The sequence below is a fragment of the Trinickia mobilis genome, from assembly GCF_017315705.1.
Taxonomy (GTDB): Bacteria; Pseudomonadota; Gammaproteobacteria; order Burkholderiales; family Burkholderiaceae; genus Trinickia_A; species Trinickia_A mobilis.
Genome location: NZ_JAFLRF010000026.1, coordinates 55,378 through 73,020, shown reverse-complemented (window position 1 = coordinate 73,020; position 17,643 = coordinate 55,378). Strand labels below are relative to the sequence as shown.

Here is a 17,643-nt window from a genome sequence, read left to right as displayed (position 1 = left end):
CGAGCGCTCGCGTGCCTCTTTTCATGTCGACCCGAGTTAGCGCTTCGGCGGTTACTCGGGTCCCATGCAGAGCGGTAGACCTGATTCGGCGGCGATTCGCGAGACGAGCGCCGTCAACCGGCGCGCTCGTCGCGCAAGACACCCTCAACCCGTCACTGCGCCCTTGTTCGCCGGGCCCGCCAATGCCGCATATTTCGCGAGCACGCCGCGCGTATAACGCGGCGCCGGCTGCTTCCACGCGGCGCGACGGCGCTCGAGTTCCGCATCGTCGATATTCAATTCCAGCAACAGCTTGTGCGCATCGATCGTGATCGAGTCGCCTTCCTGCACGAGACCGATCGTGCCGCCGACAAACGCTTCCGGCGCCACGTGGCCGACCACCATGCCCCAGGTGCCGCCCGAGAAACGGCCGTCGGTGATGAGGCCGACCGATTCGCCGAGCCCCTTGCCGATCAGCGCCGAAGTTGGCGCGAGCATTTCCGGCATGCCGGGGCCGCCTTGCGGGCCGAGGTAGCGCAGCACGAGCACGTCGCCTGCCTTGATCTTGTCGTCGAGGATCGCCTGCAGCGCGCTTTGCTCGTCGTCGAACACGCGCGCCGGACCTGTGATCGCCGGGTTCTTGAGGCCCGTGATCTTGGCGACCGCGCCTTCGGTAGCGAGATTGCCCTTCAGGATCGCGAGGTGGCCTTGCTTGTAGAGCGCCTTGTCGATCGGGAAAATCACTTGCTGATCCGCGCGCGGCTTGCTCGGCACGTCCTTCAGCTCTTCCGCGATCGTCTTGCCGGTGATCGTCATGCAATCGCCGTGCAGAAGGCCCGCGTCGAGCAGGATCTTCAACACTTGCGGGATGCCGCCGGCCTTGTGCAGATCGGTCGCAACGTAGTCGCCCGACGGCTTCAGGTTGCAGATGACCGGCACTTTCTTGCGCATGCGCTCGAAATCGTCGATGGTCCAGTCGACTTCGGCCGCGTGGGCGATCGCGAGGTAGTGGAGCACGGCGTTGGTCGAGCCGCCGGTCGCCATGATGACGGCCACGGCGTTCTCGATCGACTTCTTCGTGATGATGTCGCGCGGCTTCAAATCTTTCTTGACCGCCTCGACGAGCACGCGCGCCGATTCGGCAGCCGAATCGACCTTTTCGTCGTCCGGATTCGCCATCGTCGACGAGTACAGGAGCGACATGCCGAGCGCCTCGAACGACGAGCTCATCGTGTTCGCGGTGTACATGCCGCCGCACGAGCCCGTGCTCGGGCACGCGTTTTTCTCGACCCCTTCGAAATCTTCCTGCGACATGCGCCCGGCCGTGAATTCGCCGACGGCCTCGAACGACGACACGATCGTCAGGTCGCGGCCCTTCCAGTTGCCGGGGCGGATCGTGCCGCCGTACACGTAGATGCTCGGCACGTTGATGCGCGCGAGCGCCATCATGCCGCCGGGCATGTTCTTGTCGCAGCCGCCGATCACGACCACGCCGTCCATCCACTGGCCTTGCACGCAGGTCTCGATGCAGTCGGCGATCACTTCGCGCGACACGAGCGAGTACTTCATGCCTTCGGTGCCCATCGACATGCCGTCGGAGATCGTCGGCGTGCCGAAGACCTGCGGGTTCGCGTCGGCGCCCTTGACCGCGGCGACCGCCGCGTCGGCCAGGCGCTGCAGGCCGGCGTTGCAGGGCGTGATCGTCGAGTGGCCGTTGGCGACGCCGATCATCGGCTTGTCGAAATCTTCCTTCTGGTAGCCGAGCGCGTAGTACATCGAGCGGTTGGGCGAGCGCGCGACGCCCTGCGTGACGTTTTTCGAGCGACGGTTGTAAGGCATGGGGGGACTCCGGTTTGTTTTGATCCGGCGATCTGGTCTAGCGCTCGAACGAGCGGCCAGTGCGCGTCGGCAAAGAATGCAGTTTCTCTTGACGCGTGTCCAATATATTATTGATCGTCTATTAGGTCGAAAAACATATCAGAGGAGGGAGTCGTGACACCGGATCTGCGCCAGTTGCGCTACTTCGTTGCGGTCGCCGAGGAGCGGCACTTCGGGCGGGCCGCGGCGCGGCTGTCGATGACGCAGCCGCCGCTCTCGCAGGCGATTCGCGCGCTCGAGGAGACGCTCGGCGTGGAGCTTTTCGCGCGCACGAAGCGCTCGGTCGAGTTGACGGCGGTGGGCGCCGACCTGCTGCCCGAGGTCCGCAGGCTGCTCGCGAGCGCCGAGGGCTTGAGGCCGCTCGCGCAAAGTCTCGCGCGAGGCGAGGCGGGGGTGCTGTCGCTCGCGTTCGTTTCGACGGCCGATTACGGGCTGTTGCCGCGTCTCTTGCGCGATTTCGGCGCGCGCTATTCGCGCGTGCGGCTGCAGCTCGCCGAAGCGACGAGCGACGTGCAGATCGACGAGCTGGTGGCGGGCCGCATCGACGCCGGTCTCGTCATTCCGCCGCTGCCGCCGCGCCATGCCGCGCAGCTTTCTTATTTGCCGATCGCGCGCGAACCGCTCGTGATCGCGATGTCGACCGAAGCCGCCGAGCAGGCGGGCTGCCGGCTCGGCACCGGCCCGCTCGGCACCGGCCCGCTCGCCGACTGGGACGATGAGCCCGTAAGTTTGCACGCACTCGCCGGCGCACCGCTCGTCATTTTCCCGCGGCGTCTCGCGCCGGGCTTCTACGACATCATCATGGATTGCTACGACGCGGCCAAACTCACGCCGCGCATCGGACAAGAGGCGATCCAGATGCAGACGATCGTCAGTCTCGTGTCCGCGGGGATGGGGGTCGCGCTGGTGCCGCAATCGTTGCGTAATCTGCGGCGCACGGGGGTGGTGTACCGGCCGCTCGCGGAGGCGGTGCCGGTCGTCGAGACGGGGCTCGTGTGGCGGACTGCGGAGGTGAGCCCCGTGCTGGCCGGCTTCATCGACATCGTGCGCACCCATGCCGCAGTCGTCGAAGAACCGGGCGAGTCAAGGCGGCGTGCCCGCTCGCGTTAGCGGGTGAGTTGGTGCGATTGATGGTCCTGCTGCGCCTGACCGTGCCGGTGATGTAAGGGCTTTTATGACATCATTACGGGCGTCCCGCACCGATACCTCTCTGGTTCACACTGATTCATGTTCATCCATCCCAATTTCGATCCCGTTGCGATTCATCTCGGTCCGCTCGCCGTGCGCTGGTACGGCCTCATGTATCTGGTGGCGTTCATCATGGCGATCGTCGTCGGCCGGCTGCGGCTGCGCTTGCCGCACGTCGCCGCGCAAGGCTGGACCCGGAAGGACATCGACGACATGCTGTTCTACGGCGTGCTCGGCACGATACTCGGCGGCCGAATCGGCTATGTGCTGTTCTACAAGGCGAGCTACTACTTCGCGAATCCGCTCGATGTCTTCAAAGTCTGGGAAGGGGGCATGTCGTTTCACGGCGGCTTTCTCGGCGTGACGATCGCGATGATCTTGTTCGCGTACCGGCGCAAGCGCACGTGGCTGCAGGTCACCGATTTCGTCGCTCCAATGGTGCCGGCGGGGCTCGCCGCCGGACGTCTCGGCAACTTCATCAACGGCGAGCTGTGGGGCCGCGTGACCGATCCCCACGCGCCATGGGCGATGATGTTCCCGACTGCCGCGAACGAAGACGCCACGTGGCTCGCGACGCATCCGCAACTGGCGGCGAAATGGAGTCTGGCCGAGGTCTACGCGCACTACCACATGCTGCCGCGCCACCCGTCGGAGCTGTATGAGATCGCGCTCGAAGGCGTTGCGCTCTTTCTCGTGCTGTGGTTCTTCTCGAGGAAGCCGCGTCCGGTCGGGGCGGGATCGGCGGTGTTCCTGATCGGCTATGGTCTCGCGCGCTTCACCGTCGAATTCGCACGCGAGCCCGACGATTATCTCGGCCTCCTGGCGTTCGGGCTTTCGATGGGGCAGTGGCTGTCGCTGCCGATGATCATCGCGGGCGTGGGCCTGCTCGTCTGGTCGTATCGTCGTGGGCGGCGCCCGCAGTCGCAGCCTGTCAGCGCGAATTGAGTCGCGAATTGAGGCGCGGGCCGATCCGCGCCTGAATGCGAAAACGCCGGCATTTGCCGGCGTTTTTCATAGCGCGAGTGCTGCGAGAACGTGCGCTCAGCGCGTCATCTGCACCGAGCCGGACACGTTGACGGTCACCGTCGACGTGCCGCCTTCGATCGGTACCGGGGCGGCCGCCTTCGCATCGGCGCCCACCGGCGCGCGCATGCTCATCATCATGGGCCGCGGCGGGATGCCGTTTTGGCCGACCTTGACCTCGCGAATCGTATAGCCGCTGTAGCCGAACGCCTGTGCCGACGCAGTCGCCTGCTGGCGGAACGACGCAATCGCCTGGGCGCTCAGCTTTTCCTCCGCTGCGCGCTGGGCTTCCGGCGACAGCGAGAACGCCACGTTGCCGACCTGCATGTTCGAGCTCATCTGGCCCGCGAGCTTCGAGGCGGCGGCGAAATCGCGCGATTCGAGCACGACCTCGGTGCGGCCGCGCCACGCGGAGATGCGGCCGTCACGGTCTGTCGACGGATAGATCGAGAACGAGCCGGTGCGCGCCGTCACGCCGCTCACGCCTTTCGCCTGCTTCAATGCGGCGTCGGCGCGCTGGTTCAGCGCATCGGTGAGCGAGGCCGGGTCTTTCGCTTCCTGCTCGTAGAAGAGCGTGATGTTGACGACGTCTTGCGGCACGTCGGCGCTGGCTTGCGCGGAGAGCGACAGCACGCCGGCCGGCTGGTTTTGCATGACGACCGTATCGGCGTGCGCGGCGGGCGCGAGCGAGAGGGCGACGGGCAATGCAAAAGCGGCAGCGGCGAGCGCGACGGCGGTTTTCCTTTTCATTTTCATGGATGCCTCCTGCCGGGCCGCCCCAAGGGAGGCATCAGCCCCCTCGAGGGGAGCTTTGCATGGGACCGGAGTAAGCGCTAAAGCGCTAACTCCGGTCGACAGCGAACGAGTGTGAGCGTGGGGGTGGTTCATATCGACTCCTTCGAGAAGCGCTTGCGCGTTCGAACGCACTAGAAGCGAAGCGGTCTGGTGCCGCGGTGGATAGTGAGCGCTTGGTGAGCGCGTGGTGCAATCGCAGCGGCAGCGTACGGCTCAACGGCAATGCGTATGCATGTCGATGGTATGGCACGACGCTTGCGAGCCCGGTTAGTCGGGTGCGCCGCCGGCTTAGTTCCCTAATTGGAGTGTGCGCTCGACACAGTGCCGGCGCGTTAGGCGAGCCGCTTCGTGATGAAGCGCCATTCGGTGTCCGTTACCGGCGTGATCGACAGACGATTGCCCTTTGCGAGCACGCGCATATCGGCGAGTTCGAGATGTTCGCGCAGCGCCGCGAGCGAAATGAGCGGCGTCTTCTTGACGAAACGCACGTCGACGAGCATCCAGCGCGGCGTTTCCTGCGTCGACTTCGGATCGAAGTACGGGCTCTTTTTATCGAATTGCGTCGGGTCGGGATAGGCCGTCGAGACAACTTCGGCGAGGCCGGCGATGCCCGGTTCCGGGCAGCTCGAGTGATAGAACAGGACACCGTCACCGATCTGCATCGTGTCACGCATGAAGTTGCGCGCCTGATAGTTGCGCACCCCCGTCCACGGCAGCGTTTGCTTGGGGGCGTTGGCGAGATCGTCGATGCTTGCTTCTTCCGGTTCGGACTTCATCAGCCAGTAGCGCATGGTTCGTCCCTTCTTGGCTTGTCGGCTCGGCCTGGACAGTGCCCCCTAGGCGGGCCCCCTACGCGGGCGGCCCCAAATGAAAACGGCACCGGAGGACATCCGATGCCGTTGAATAGGTCCCCGCCTTAGCCGCTAGGCCGGCATCCTGAACCTGACGTTCAGAATTGGTCGCAGTTAGCAGCACTTCGGGTACATCAGACAGAGTGACGCGCACGCCCGTGCTACAAATTTCCGCAACCGTGCACATGGCATTGGTTCAAGGAATATATGACCTTGGCGAACCAGGCAGGGAAGCTGCTAAAACTTTTGCAATCCAGCGCCTTAACTTGCAACTCGCTTAAAACTCTCTTGAAACTCGCGAAAGACTTTCGCTCGATCGTTAAGACGCTTGCTGAATCGTGGCCGACGTTGCCGCCAGCTAGTGATCGAAACTTTATTGGATGCACCGCATGGTTGGCAAGCGTTTTAATTCGTCCGCATTGCGATGCCGCATGCTGCTTTCGACATTGTTTGACACTGCGGTTACTGCATTCCGTGCTGCTCGATGACTGCGTTGAGCTGCTCGTTCATCTGATGCATTGTACGCCGGATTTCCTCGGCGGGAAACGCTTCCCCGTGACGAACGCTCTCGTGCAGCTTAAGCAATTCCGATGCGAGCGACAGCGCTGCCATCACGGCGATGCGGTCGGTGCCGCGCACGGAACTGTTCGTGCGGATCTTCGTCATTTCCGAATCGACGCGTGCCACGGCATCGAGCAGCGCGGCTTCGGTTTCGGGCGAGCACGCAAGGCGATAGGGTTGGCCAAGAATCGAGACGTCGATCTGCTTGGTCGTCATGCGTTTTCTCCGTGTCGGGTGGATTCGCCGTGTTCTTCATCCTCCTGCTGCGAGGAGGCAAGGAGATCGAGCTGACTATCCGGTTCGTATTGCGCCTTTGCGCGCGGCAACTTTTCCAGAATGGCGTTCAAGCGCACCTGGGCGTCGTCGATCTTCGCGGACAGCGCATCGCGTTCCGCTTGCAGCGTGTTGCGCTCTTCGCGCAGCAGTGCAAGCTCCGCACGGGCCACTTCGTTTTCCGCGCGCAGTTGCGCGAGTTGTTCTTCAAGCGCGTGACGGGCCTGCAGATGGCGCTCATTGATCGCGATCAGCCGGCCTATATTCTGTGACAGTGTTTCGAGTTCGTTGAGCATGTGCTGCGTCCTCTAAAGACCCCGCATTTTAGCGCGGTTTAAAGGACTTTCCGATAATTGTCTCGTTTCTAGACGTAACAGCATCGCTTCTTGCCGCCAAAACGCGCGCGAGCGTCACCGCGCGCCGGTTTTCGCGGCGCCGTCGTCGCACGAAAAACCCCTGCGAAATGGGGGCTTGACGATTCTTGACGCTTCACGACCCCGCTCCTACACTTGCGGCACTTTGGTGCCCGCACGCGCCCGCCGGCGCGTGCAGTTAAACGGGAAACAGGACGCGCAGTCCGCCAGGACGAGCCAACCTGTGCTGCCCCCGCAACGGTAAGCGACCGCATCGCCGATTCTTGCAAGTCGATCCAGACGCCCTTCGAGAAGAGGGCGCAATGCCACTGCGCAATGCGCGGGAAGGCGGATCGATGTGTCGCCAGCCCGGATACCGGCCAAAGGGAGAGGGCAGTCGCCCGTGTCAGCCGCGCGCTCCGTACACCGGTGCGAGATCGGCCGGCCCGGCCAGCACTGCGCTCGTTATGCGTCGGCCTGCGGGGAAGCGGGCCGCGCACGTCATTTACCGGAAAACCACAAGATGTCCACGCCCATCGCGCGCGCGGCGCTGCTTGCCTTGGTCGGCTTGCCGCTGGCGGCGCTCGCCCAGCCCGCGTCAACCAGCATGGCCGCGGCTGCCGATTCGACGGCGAACGCGAACCCGCCGGCCGCCGAATCGAGCGGCCATTCGACCAACAACGGCGACGGCGCAGCAAGCGCTGATGTCACCGCCGAGACCACGCTCAACCCGGTGGTCGTCACCGCGCAGCGCGGACCGCAGCGGCTCGCCGACGCGCTTGCCCAGACCTCGAGCTTCGATCGGCAGGACATCGCCGACACGGCCGCCACCGATTTGCCCGGCTTGCTGCAGCTCGCGCCCGGCGCGCAGATCGTGCGCAACGGCGGGCCCGGTTCGACGGCGACGCTGATGCTGCGCGGCGCATCGTCGACGCAGTCGCTCGTGCTGGTCGACGGCGTGCGCGTCGATTCGGTGAGTCTCGCGCAGGCGCAGATCGCGCAGATTCCGCTCGGCCAGGTCGATCACGTCGAGGTGGTGAACGGCAATGTATCGGCGCTGTATGGATCGGGGGCGATCGGCGGCGTCGTGCAGGTGTTCACGAAGGATGGCGGCAATCATCCGCTGCGTTTCAATTTCTCGGTCGGCTACGGCAGCTATCACACGCAGACGCAGCAGGCCGGCGTCGACGGCGCGCTCGATAAAGACGGCAAGACGACCTTCAGCTTCACGGTCGCGCGCAGCAAGGACGACGGTTTCTCGTCGATCGACCCGGCGCTTGCACCCAACGCGAACCCGAACGCAAACGGCTACTTGAACGAGAGCGTATCGGCGTCGCTGCGCCACCAGTTCAACGACAAATGGGACGCGGGCGTGCGCTACTTCCAGTCGAACGGCAACGACAGCTTCGACAACGCGTTCGGGTTGCCGGCCGACATCAACAATCTGTACAGCAAGGTCCGTCAGGCGTCGGTGTTCGCGAACGGCAAGCTGACCGACTGGTGGACGACGCATTTCATCGTCGCCGAAGGCGACGACCGCGCGATCGACAAGACCAACGGCGTCTACAACGGCCGGTTCGACACGGACAATCGTCAGTACACCTTGCAAAACGATTTCCTCTTGGCTCGCGGCCAGACAGTGCAGCTCGGCTTCGAGCATCTCGATCAAAGCCTCGATTCGGACACGTTCGCGGCGCCCGATCGCCATGTGAACTCCGGTTTTCTCGGCTACGCGGGACGCTTCGGCAACAGCCAGATTCAAGCCGACATCCGGCGCGACCAGTATTCGGATTTCGGCGGCGCCAACAGCTACTATCTCGGCTACGGCTACGATTTGACCGAGCGCTGGAAGGTGAATGCAAGCTACTCGGACGCGTTTCGCGCGCCGAGCTTCGACGACCTGTATTTTCCGTTCAGCGGCAATCCGTCGCTCAGGCCGGAGCGCGCGCATGCTGTCGAGGCGGCGCTGCAATATGCGTCCGACGCGGTGGGCGTGATGCGCCTCACCGCATTCCAGACGCGCTACACGGATCTGATCGAGTATCCGCAGGTTTCGCCCGGCGTGTTTCTCGCGGAGAACGTCGGGCGCGCGAAGGTGCAGGGGCTCGAAGGATCGTGGAGCGGTCACGTCGGCAAGACCGGTCTGCGCGCCGCGTTTACCGTGCAGAACCCGATGGATGAGGACAACGATACCGACCTGGTGCGCCGCGCGCGCCGCTTCGCGTCGTTCACGGCGAATCGCACGATCGGCGGCTGGCGCGTCGGCGGCGAGTGGATCGTGAGCGGGCCGAGCACCGATATCGGCGGCGTGAAGCTCGGCGGCTATGGCGTCGTCAATCTGTCGGCGCGCTACACCATCACGAAAGCGTGGTACGTCAGCGCGAAAATCGACAACCTGTTGAACCAGAACTATGAAACTGCGTATACGTACAACACGCCGAAGCGCGGCGCGTATCTCACGGTGGGCTGGCAGCAGCAATGATGCGTCGGCTTCTGCCGGCGGCGGCATGGGCATGCGGCTGCGAGCGGCCTTGCGGTGTCGCGCGAGCGAAGCGCGATGAGCCGCGCGCGGCTCATGTCGCCGCATGGCATGACCGCGAAGCGAGCGGCGGCGATCTGGCTCGTGCTCGGCGCGCTCGCACTCGCGGTGTTCGTCGCGGCGCTCGGGCTCGGCAGCGTGGCTGTTTCGCCGCAGCGGGCGCTGTCGGCGCTGCTGCATTCTTCCGCCAGTGACGGCGACGTGGCCGGCGAGATCGTGCGGACGCTGCGCTTGCCGCGCGCGCTGGCGGGCTTCGCATGCGGCGCGCTGCTCGCGTTGGCGGGCGCGCTCTTGCAAGTGCTGCTGCGCAATCCGCTCGCGGAGCCCTATGTGCTCGGCGTCTCGGGCGGCGCGGCAACGTTCGCGGTGATCGCGATGATGGCGGGCTGGGCGTGGTGGTGGGTCGATGCCGCGTCGTTCGCGGGGGCGTTCGTGTCGATCCTGCTCGTGCTCGGTCTCGCGCGCCGCGAACTGTGGCGCGGCGAGCCGCAGGATGCGTCGCCGCGTTTGCTGTTGACCGGCGCCGTGATCGCGGCCGGGTGGTATGCGGGCATCACGTTGCTCTTGTCGCTCGCGCCGGAGAGCCATCTGCGCGGCATTCTTTTCTGGCTGACCGGAGACTTGAACGGCGTCGGCACGGCGTGGCCCGCGATGACCGCGCTGGCCATTGCGCTCGCCGCCGTCGTGCCGGTTGCGCCGCAGCTCAACGTGCTGTTGCGCGGCGATGCGGCCGCGCAGGCGCTCGGCGTTCCCGTCGTGCGGCTGCGCTTGCGCGTGTATCTGGTCGCGTCGCTAGCCGCGGCCGCGGCAGTGACGACCGCCGGCACCATCGGCTTCATCGGGCTCGTCGTGCCGCACGCGTTGCGGCTTTCCTGCGGCAACGATCAGCGCATGCTGCTGCCCGCGTCGGCGCTCGCGGGCGGGGTTGCCGTGATGGGCGCCGACCTCGTCGCGCGCACCGTCGTCGCGCCGGCGCAATTGCCGGTGGGCGTCATCACGGTGCTGATCGGCGTCCCGGTGTTTCTCTGGATGCTGCTCGCGAGGCCGCGATGACAGTGCGCGCTGCTTTGACTTCTGCTTTTCGCTTCGATGCGACCGGCCGCGCGCCGCAATTGTCGGCGCAGCGTCTGACGCTGCGCGCGGGCGCCCGCACGCTGCTCGACGATTTCACGCACACGTTCTATCCCGGCGAGATCTGGTGCATCGCCGGCCCGAACGGCGCCGGCAAGACGACGCTGATCTCGACGCTCGCAGGTTTGATGCGCGGCGCGCACGGGCATGTCGAAATGGATGGCGTGCGCCTCGCGGACTGGCCGGGCGTCAAGCTCGCGCAGCGCCGCGCGCTGATGCCGCAAAGCATTCGCGATGCGTTCAGCGCACGCGTGCTCGATATCGTGCTGCTCAATCGCTTCCCGCATCTGTCCGGCTGGGGCTGGGAGCGCGACGGCGATCGCGCCGCGGCACAGGCCGCGCTCGACGCGCTCGACCTCGCGCCCTTCGCTTCGCGCGACGTGCTCTCGCTGTCGGGCGGCGAGCGGCAGCGTGTCGCGCTCGCCGCCGCGCTGTGCCAGGACGCGCCGTTGCTGCTGCTCGACGAACCGCTCGCGCATCTGGATCTGCATCATCAGATCGACTGCCTCGAGATGCTCGGGCACTGGGTCGAGGCGCCGCCGCGCACGGTCATATTGTCGTGTCACGATTTGAATCTGGCGCGCCGCTTCGCCACGCATGCTCTGCTGATGGACGGCAACGGCGCCGCGCATGCGGGACCGGTGCGCGATGTCTTGACCCCGGTGCTCGCGAGCCGTGCGTTCGGCTATCCGCTCGTGCTCATCGAGGACGCCGGGCACGAGGCGCTGGTGCCGGCATTGCGAGCCGGGCCGCCGAGTGCGTCGAAACCTTTTTAAGGACGCTGCGCGCGCCGCATGCGGTTTTACCGAATTAACAGGCCGGGCAACTCCAGGTATGGTGGCCGCAGCGTGATACAAGGCCGCATGGGCGCTCGATGCATTAGGTCGCAGCGTCGTGCCGGCCAGATGCGAATTTATCCAGACATGACTATGAATGCTTCAATCCCTCTTCCCATTGTCGAGTCGCTCGACCTCGCATTGCGCGCCGAGCTGCAGCACCTCATCGACACCAAGACGAAGCCGCCCGGCAGCCTCGGCCTGCTCGAAGCGCTGGCGCGACAGATCGGTCTGATCCAGCAGACGACGCATCCGAGCGTCGAGCGTCCGGTGATGATCGTGTTCGCGGGCGATCACGGCATCGCGCACGAAGGTGTGAGTCCTTATCCGCAGGCCGTCACCGCGCAAATGGTCGCGAACTTTCTCGCCGGCGGTGCGGCGATCAACGTGTTCAGCCGCGTCGCCGGGCTCACGCTCGAAGTCGTCAATGCAGGCGTTGCGGCGCCGCTGCCGGATGCGCCGAACCTCGTCAACATTCCGATCGCGAACGGCACGCGCAACTTCGCGCACGAACCGGCGATGACGATCGACGAAGCCCGTGCCGCGCTCGCGGCAGGCGTTGCGCGCGTACGCCATCACGCCGCGCTCGGCACCAACGTGATCGGCTTCGGCGAGATGGGGATTGCGAATACCTCGTCCGCGGCGTGCGTGATGAGCCGGCTGTGCGGCGCGCCGATCGACGAATGCGTCGGGCGCGGCACCGGGCTCGACAACGCGGGGCTCGCCAAAAAGCGCAACGTGCTGGCTTCGGCGCTTGCCTACCATCCCGCAAGCGCAGATCCGCTCGACGTGCTCGCCACGTTCGGCGGTTTTGAGATCGCGATGATGGCGGGGGCCTACCTCGCCGCGGCCGAAGCGAAGATGACGATCCTCGTCGACGGCTTCATCGCGACGGCGGCGCTCGTCGTCGCCGATTCGCTCGAGCCGGCGGTGCGCCAGTATTGCGTGTTCGCACATGCGTCGAACGAAGCGGGCCATCGCCGCATGCTCGATCATTTCGGCGCGAAGCCGCTCCTCGCACTCGACATGCGGCTCGGCGAAGGCACGGGCGCGGCGCTCGCGCTGCCGGTCGTGCGTGCGGCGGTCGCGTTCCTCAACGAGATGGCGAGCTTCGAATCGGCTGGCGTCGCGAACCGCGATGCGCGATGACAGCGTGGAGCGGCGGGCCGATGCGCGCCCTGAAAATCGCAAGAGGCCGCCGGTGAACCCGTTCGCCGAAGTCCGCTACTTCTTCACGGCGCTCGGCTATTTCACGCGCGTTCCGGTGCCGCGCTGGGTCGGCTTCGAGGCGGGCTATCTGAGCGCGTCCGCGCGCTACTTTCCGCTCGTCGGCGTGCTGGTGGGCGGCGTGGGCGCGTTGACGTATCTCGCGGCGCTGCGCGTGTTTCCCGGCGGCATCGCGGTGATGCTGTCGATGGCGGCCACGCTCGCCGTCACCGGCGCACTTCACGAAGACGGTCTCGCGGACTGTTGCGACGCGTTCGGCGGCGGCTACGCGCGCGACGACGTGCTGCGCATCATGCACGACTCGCGCATCGGCGCGTTCGGCGCGATCGCGCTCGTCATCGCGCTCGGACTGAAATGGCAAGCGCTCGCTGCGCTGCCGCCGTCGCGCGCGGCGTGGCTGATGATTGCCGCGCACGCGGCGAGCCGCGTCACGGCAGTCAGCTATCTCGTGACGCTCGACTACGTGAGGCCGGAAGGGAAGGCGAAGCCGGTCGCGCAGCGCATGTCGCTGCCGGCGTTCGGATGCGCGGCGGCGTTCGGCCTGCCGTGGCTCTTCTGGCCCGACTGGCGCGCGGGCTGCGCCGCGTTTGGCGCACTCATCGTATTGCGCGTGCTGCTCGGCCGCTACTTCGTGCGGCGCATCGGCGGCTACACGGGCGATTGCCTCGGCTTCGCACAGCAAATCTTCGAACTCGCGGTCTACTTGGTCATGCTCGGATGGATCTCATCCTGATTCGCCATCCGGCGCCCGCGATCGACGCCGGCGTGTGCTACGGCAGGACCGACGTGCCGCTCGCGAGCGACGCCTCCACGTCGGCCGACGCGCTTGCCGCGCGCCTTGCGACGCTGGAGGCGCCGCGTCCGCAAGCGCTGTGGTCGAGTCCGTTGACGCGCTGTTCGACCGTTGCCGCGCTATTGGCGCAACGTTACGGCTGTGCGGAAACGCTCGACGCCCGCTTGCAGGAAATCGACTTCGGCGCTTGGGAAAGCAAGCGCTGGGACGACATCGACCGCGCGGAGCTCGACGAATGGGCGGGCAATTTGCAGCACGCGCGCGCGCACGGCGGCGAGAGCGTCGCGCAGTTCGATTTGCGGGTGCGCGCGTGGTTCGATACGTGCGTCGAGGGGCGCCTCGCGTCGTTCGCGACGACGGACGGCGCATCGTGTCATGTCGTGACACACGCGGGCGTCATGCGCGTGATCGCGTCATTCGCCTTGCGCGTGCCGCTCGAACAGTGCCTGCAATGGACGCTCGAGATGGCCGGCATCGTGTGGCTGCGGCGCGATCCGCTGTCGGGGCAGTGGGCGCTCGTGCGCTGGAATGCGTAGGGCCTGTTCTCGCCGATCCCAGGCTTGTCTATTCTCGACTCGAGCGGACGCCGTTATCGCCGGCCTGTCTCAGCGCGCCGCATTTTGCGGCCGTCGCGAGCGCGCCACCTCCAGGTCTTCGCAAAGCTGCGCCGCGCCTTGCGCGATGCGCGGCGCGGGCCGGTTGATGAGGTCGCCGTCGATGGCGAACAGGTTGTTGCGCGCGGCCGCCGTCAGGCTCGGCCACTTGCGCCATTTGTCGAGGCCCGGCAGTGGCTTGTCGGGTGCGGTTGCGCCTGCGCTCGCGGTCACGATCGCTTCCGGATCGGCCGCGAGGACGGCTTCCGTCGACACCGTCGGCACGAGCGGCGCAAGTTGCGCGAACACGTTGCGTCCGCCGCATAGGCTGATGACGTCGCTCACCATGTGCTCGCCGTTGAGCGTCATGAGCGGATCGTCCCAAACCTGATAGAACACGCTGACAGGCGCTCGCGCCGCGTAGCGCGCCCGGAGTTGCGCGATTTGCGCGCGATACGCGCGGGCCGCCGCGTTCGCGACTTGCGGCGTGCCCAGCAGCGCGCCGAGCCTGACGAGATCGGTCGCGACGTCGTCGAGCTTGCGCGGCTCGCTGACGAACATCGGCACGTGCAGCTCGCGCAGCTTGTCGAGCTGCTGCTGCGCATTGCCGTGCCGCCAGACGACGATCAAATCCGGTTTCGACGCGACGATGCGTTCGAGGTCGAGCGCCTTGTTGTCGCCGACGCGCGGCACTTGCTTGGCCTCGGGCGGGTAGTCGCTGTACGACACCGCGCCGACCAGCTTTGCGCCGCCGCCTGCCGCGTAGATCATCTCGGTGACGTGCGGCGCGAGGCTGATCACGCGTTCGGCGGGTGCGGCAAGGGTGACGGCGGCGCCGGCGTCGTCAGTGACGGTGATGGCGGCGTGCGCGTGCGATGCAAACGCCAGCGCCAGCGCGAGTGCGAACAGGAGCGGTTTGGCCGTGCGGCCGCGAGTAGCGACGCGGATCATGATTGGGCGTGCGGGTTGCCGGTGTTCTCGATTGCTTCGACGCATTCGCGCAGCGCAACGGCGAGGCACGTCCATTCGGCTTCGCTCGCAGGCAGGCCGAAGCGCACGCTCGACGGCGCCGCGAAATAGCGTGTCCAGATGCCGCGCCGCGCGAGCGCTTCGTGCAGCGCGTGGGCGCGCGAATCGGCAGTCCACGCGAAAAGCGGCGTCGCGTGCACGGTAAATCGTTGTTCGCGCAACAAATCGGCGAGACGGGCGCCATCGTCGGCGAGCCGCGAGCGCATCGCATGCTGCCAGTCACGGTCTGCGAACGCGGCCAACACCGCATGCCGTGACGGTCCGCCGACGGTCCACGCGCCGAGCGTATCGCGCAGGATGTCGATCCATCGGGGCTCGGCGAGCACGAACCCGGCGCGCACGCCGGCAAGCCCGAAGAATTTGCCGACCGAGCGCAGCACGACGAGGCCGCGCCGGTGAACATGGGGCGCCAGCGATTCAGCCGGCGTCGCATCCGCAAACGCTTCGTCGACGATCAGCGTGCCGCCGCGCGCAGCGAGTTGCGCATGCCAGCCGAGCAGTTGCGCCGTGCTCGAGCGTTCCGCCGTCGGGTTATTCGGATTCGCAACGATGACGTGGGTGAGATCCGCAGGCAGCGCCGCGCGGCCGATATCGAGCGGCATCACGCGATGGCCGTTGCGCTCGAAGGCCGGCGCGTACTCGCCGTAAGCGAGCGGCGCGACCCCGGCGCTCGCGCGCGGCAGCAGCGCCGGCAGCGCGCGAATCGCGGCCTGACTGCCGGCGACGGGCAGCACGTTTTCGACCCCGGGCGCACCGTAGTAACGCGCCGCACATCCGGCGAGCGCATCGCCTTCGTCGGGCAGCCGCCGCCACGCATCGGCGGGCACGGGCGGCACGGAATAGCCGTGCGGATTGATGCCGGTCGACAGGTCGAGCCAGGCTTCGTATGCGATGCCGTAGCGGCGCGCGGCTTCGTGCAGGTTGCCGCCGTGGACGATCGTGCGCGGCGCGGGTTGAAGGTTGCGTTCAGCCATGTATCGATACGCCAAGCAGCGCCATCACGATGAGCACCGCGAGCCAGAGAAAGACCGCGCGCTGCACGAGCATCAGCGCAGCGCCGACATGAGCGGGCGACGCGGGCCGTCCTTCACCGAGCGTCGGACGTTCCTCGATCGCGCCGTGGTAGACCGCCGGCCCGCCGATCAGCACGTTCAGACTGCCGGCGCCCGCGGCCATCACCGGCCCCGCGTTCGGGCTGTCCCACAGGCGGGCCTGGTTGCGCCAGCAGCGCCACGCGGCGAACGTATCGCCGAGCAGCGCGTAGCTCATGGCGGTGAGGCGGGCCGGAACCCAGTTCAGCACGTCGTCGAAGCGCGCGGCAGCCCAGCCGAAGCGCAGGTAGCGCGGCGTGCGGTAGCCCCACATTGCGTCGAGCGTATTCGCGAGGCGGAATGCGAGCGCGCCGGGGCCGCCCGCGATCGCGAACCAGAAGAGCGCGCCGAAGATCGCATCGTTGCCGTTTTCGAGCGCCGATTCGACGGCGGCGCGCGAGAGCGCTCCTGCGTCCGCGTGCTCGGTCTCGCGCGAGACGATCCGCGCGGTGAGCTTGCGCGCCTCGGGAAGATCACTTGCGATGAGGGCGCGCGCGATCGGCTCGATGTGGTCGCGCAGGCTGCGCGCGCCGAGCGCGAACCAGAGCAGCGCGATGTGCACCAGACACGCGAGCGCAAACGGCAGCACGGCGACGAGCCATGCGGCGACGGCCGCCGGCGGCACCACTGCCGCACACCACGCAATGATGCCGAACGGCCGGCCGCGCCGGCCCGTATTGAGGCGCGCTTCGAGCCGCTGCGCGACGCGCCCGAAGCCGACGAGCGGGTGCGCCGTGCGTGGTTCGCCGAGCCACTGGTCGAGCGCGACGGCGGCGGTCGCGAGGGTGGCGGTGAGCGGCAGCGAAAGCGTCAGCATGTCAGTACGCGCCGGGCCGCCCCAAGCGTGCTGACGGCCCCCTTGGGGGGCAGCGAACGCAGTGAGCGTGGGGGCTGTCTCATTTCGGGGCGCTCGACGGTTTGACGATCATCGGCAGGCCCGCGACCATCAGCGTGACCTGGGTCGACAGCGCCGCAATGCGTTGATTGAGGCGCCCGAGTTCGTCGACGTAGTGGCGGGTTTGCGCACCGAGCGGCACGACGCCGAGCCCGATCTCATTGCTGACCACGATCACCTTGCCGCGCGCTTCGGCAAGCGCGGCTTCGAACGCATTCAGGCGGGCTGCACAAGCGTCGCCGGAAAGCGCCGCGCCGTCCGGCGGACAGATGAGGCCCGCGAGCCACAGCGTCAGGCAATCGATGAGAATGCAACGGTCGTCGCCATCCGCGCCGCGCAATGCGCCCGCGAGATCGGCATCGGCTTCGATCAACTGCCAATGCTCAGGACGCCGCGCGCGATGTTGCTCGACGCGCTGCGCGAATTCGTCGTCGTCGGCGGCGATGCGGGCGGTGGCGATATAGGTGACGGGCCGCGCGTTCGAGGCCGCGAGCCGCTCGGCGTAGGCGCTCTTGCCCGAGCGGGCGCCGCCGAGAACGAAGGTGAGGTCGCGCGAATTCATCGCGTGATTGTACGGCGCGATGGGATAATGCGGGCTTCGATTCACC

The 17,643-nt window shown here is 66.6% G+C and carries 17 protein-coding genes, 1 other RNA gene and 1 riboswitch; of the genes, 8 read left to right on the top strand and 10 right to left on the bottom strand.

What is annotated here, in order from left to right:
- Positions 1 to 144 precede the first annotated feature (144 nt).
- Entirely contained in the window at positions 145 to 1,818 is a 1,674-nt protein-coding gene (gene ilvD, locus J3489_RS26625) for a dihydroxy-acid dehydratase (RefSeq protein WP_207003186.1), read from the bottom strand.
- A gap of 153 nt (positions 1,819 to 1,971) precedes the next feature.
- Between ilvD and J3489_RS26620 the strand changes: the two genes are divergently transcribed.
- Both J3489_RS26620 and lgt read left to right on the top strand, forming a co-directional pair.
- Entirely contained in the window at positions 1,972 to 2,967 is a 996-nt protein-coding gene (locus J3489_RS26620; protein WP_309491428.1) for a LysR family transcriptional regulator, read from the top strand.
- Positions 2,968 to 3,084: 117 nt separating this feature from the next.
- On the top strand, positions 3,085 to 3,990 hold the full coding sequence (lgt, locus tag J3489_RS26615; RefSeq protein ID WP_207003185.1) for a prolipoprotein diacylglyceryl transferase: 906 nt from the start codon (positions 3,085 to 3,087) through the stop codon (positions 3,988 to 3,990).
- Between the two features lie 96 nt (positions 3,991 to 4,086).
- On the opposite strand, the gene J3489_RS26610 is transcribed toward lgt, so the two are convergent.
- The 5 genes from J3489_RS26610 to J3489_RS26590 all read right to left on the bottom strand — a co-directional run bounded on the left by J3489_RS26610 (position 4,087) and on the right by J3489_RS26590 (position 6,844).
- Entirely contained in the window at positions 4,087 to 4,818 is a 732-nt protein-coding gene (locus J3489_RS26610; RefSeq protein ID WP_207003233.1) for an SIMPL domain-containing protein, read from the bottom strand.
- A gap of 377 nt (positions 4,819 to 5,195) precedes the next feature.
- A complete protein-coding gene (locus J3489_RS26605; protein WP_207003184.1) occupies positions 5,196 to 5,654 on the bottom strand; it encodes an EVE domain-containing protein in 459 nt (152 codons plus the stop codon).
- Positions 5,655 to 5,767: 113 nt separating this feature from the next.
- A non-coding RNA gene (ssrS, locus tag J3489_RS26600) (6S RNA) lies at positions 5,768 to 5,949 on the bottom strand.
- Positions 5,950 to 6,176: 227 nt separating this feature from the next.
- Positions 6,177 to 6,491: a cell division protein ZapA gene (locus J3489_RS26595; RefSeq protein WP_207003177.1), complete on the bottom strand. Its 315-nt coding sequence runs from the start codon at positions 6,489 to 6,491 to the stop codon at positions 6,177 to 6,179.
- Positions 6,488 to 6,844 (bottom strand): ATPase, encoded by a 357-nt coding sequence (locus tag J3489_RS26590; protein ID WP_207003175.1) that lies wholly within the window; start codon positions 6,842 to 6,844, stop codon positions 6,488 to 6,490. The genes J3489_RS26595 and J3489_RS26590 overlap by 4 nt, the downstream gene beginning before the upstream one ends.
- A 207-nt stretch (positions 6,845 to 7,051) precedes the next feature.
- A riboswitch (cobalamin riboswitch) is annotated at positions 7,052 to 7,300 on the top strand.
- 124 nt (positions 7,301 to 7,424) lie between these two features.
- Here J3489_RS26590 and J3489_RS26585 point away from each other — a divergent pair.
- The 6 genes from J3489_RS26585 to cobC all read left to right on the top strand — a co-directional run bounded on the left by J3489_RS26585 (position 7,425) and on the right by cobC (position 13,963).
- Positions 7,425 to 9,383: a TonB-dependent receptor plug domain-containing protein gene (locus J3489_RS26585; protein WP_207003173.1), complete on the top strand. Its 1,959-nt coding sequence runs from the start codon at positions 7,425 to 7,427 to the stop codon at positions 9,381 to 9,383.
- Positions 9,384 to 9,458: 75 nt separating this feature from the next.
- Positions 9,459 to 10,493 carry a FecCD family ABC transporter permease gene (locus tag J3489_RS26580; RefSeq protein WP_207003171.1) on the top strand — a complete coding sequence of 345 codons (1,035 nt, stop codon included), beginning with the start codon at positions 9,459 to 9,461 and terminating at the stop codon, positions 10,491 to 10,493.
- Positions 10,490 to 11,347 carry an ABC transporter ATP-binding protein gene (locus J3489_RS26575; RefSeq protein WP_207003169.1) on the top strand — a complete coding sequence of 286 codons (858 nt, stop codon included), beginning with the start codon at positions 10,490 to 10,492 and terminating at the stop codon, positions 11,345 to 11,347. The genes J3489_RS26580 and J3489_RS26575 overlap by 4 nt, the downstream gene beginning before the upstream one ends.
- Before the next feature lie 153 nt (positions 11,348 to 11,500).
- Positions 11,501 to 12,556, top strand: coding sequence for a nicotinate-nucleotide--dimethylbenzimidazole phosphoribosyltransferase (gene cobT / locus J3489_RS26570; RefSeq protein WP_207003167.1), 1,056 nt, complete (start codon positions 11,501 to 11,503; stop codon positions 12,554 to 12,556).
- Between the two features lie 52 nt (positions 12,557 to 12,608).
- Complete coding sequence (locus J3489_RS26565; protein WP_207003217.1) at positions 12,609 to 13,367, top strand: adenosylcobinamide-GDP ribazoletransferase; 759 nt, start codon at positions 12,609 to 12,611, stop codon at positions 13,365 to 13,367.
- Positions 13,352 to 13,963, top strand: coding sequence for an alpha-ribazole phosphatase (gene cobC, locus J3489_RS26560; protein ID WP_207003165.1), 612 nt, complete (start codon positions 13,352 to 13,354; stop codon positions 13,961 to 13,963). The genes J3489_RS26565 and cobC overlap by 16 nt, the downstream gene beginning before the upstream one ends.
- A 69-nt stretch (positions 13,964 to 14,032) precedes the next feature.
- Here cobC and J3489_RS26555 read toward each other — a convergent pair whose 3' ends face one another.
- The 4 genes from J3489_RS26555 to cobU form a co-directional block, all read right to left on the bottom strand.
- On the bottom strand, positions 14,033 to 14,971 hold the full coding sequence (locus J3489_RS26555; protein WP_207003163.1) for a cobalamin-binding protein: 939 nt from the start codon (positions 14,969 to 14,971) through the stop codon (positions 14,033 to 14,035).
- Entirely contained in the window at positions 14,968 to 16,023 is a 1,056-nt protein-coding gene (gene cobD / locus J3489_RS26550; RefSeq protein ID WP_207003160.1) for a threonine-phosphate decarboxylase CobD, read from the bottom strand. The genes J3489_RS26555 and cobD overlap by 4 nt, the downstream gene beginning before the upstream one ends.
- Entirely contained in the window at positions 16,016 to 16,957 is a 942-nt protein-coding gene (cbiB, locus tag J3489_RS26545; RefSeq protein ID WP_207003158.1) for an adenosylcobinamide-phosphate synthase CbiB, read from the bottom strand. Before cbiB ends, cobD begins: the two co-directional genes overlap by 8 nt.
- Positions 16,958 to 17,036: 79 nt before the next feature.
- On the bottom strand, positions 17,037 to 17,597 hold the full coding sequence (gene cobU / locus J3489_RS26540; RefSeq protein WP_207003156.1) for a bifunctional adenosylcobinamide kinase/adenosylcobinamide-phosphate guanylyltransferase: 561 nt from the start codon (positions 17,595 to 17,597) through the stop codon (positions 17,037 to 17,039).
- Positions 17,598 to 17,643: the final 46 nt, after the last annotated feature.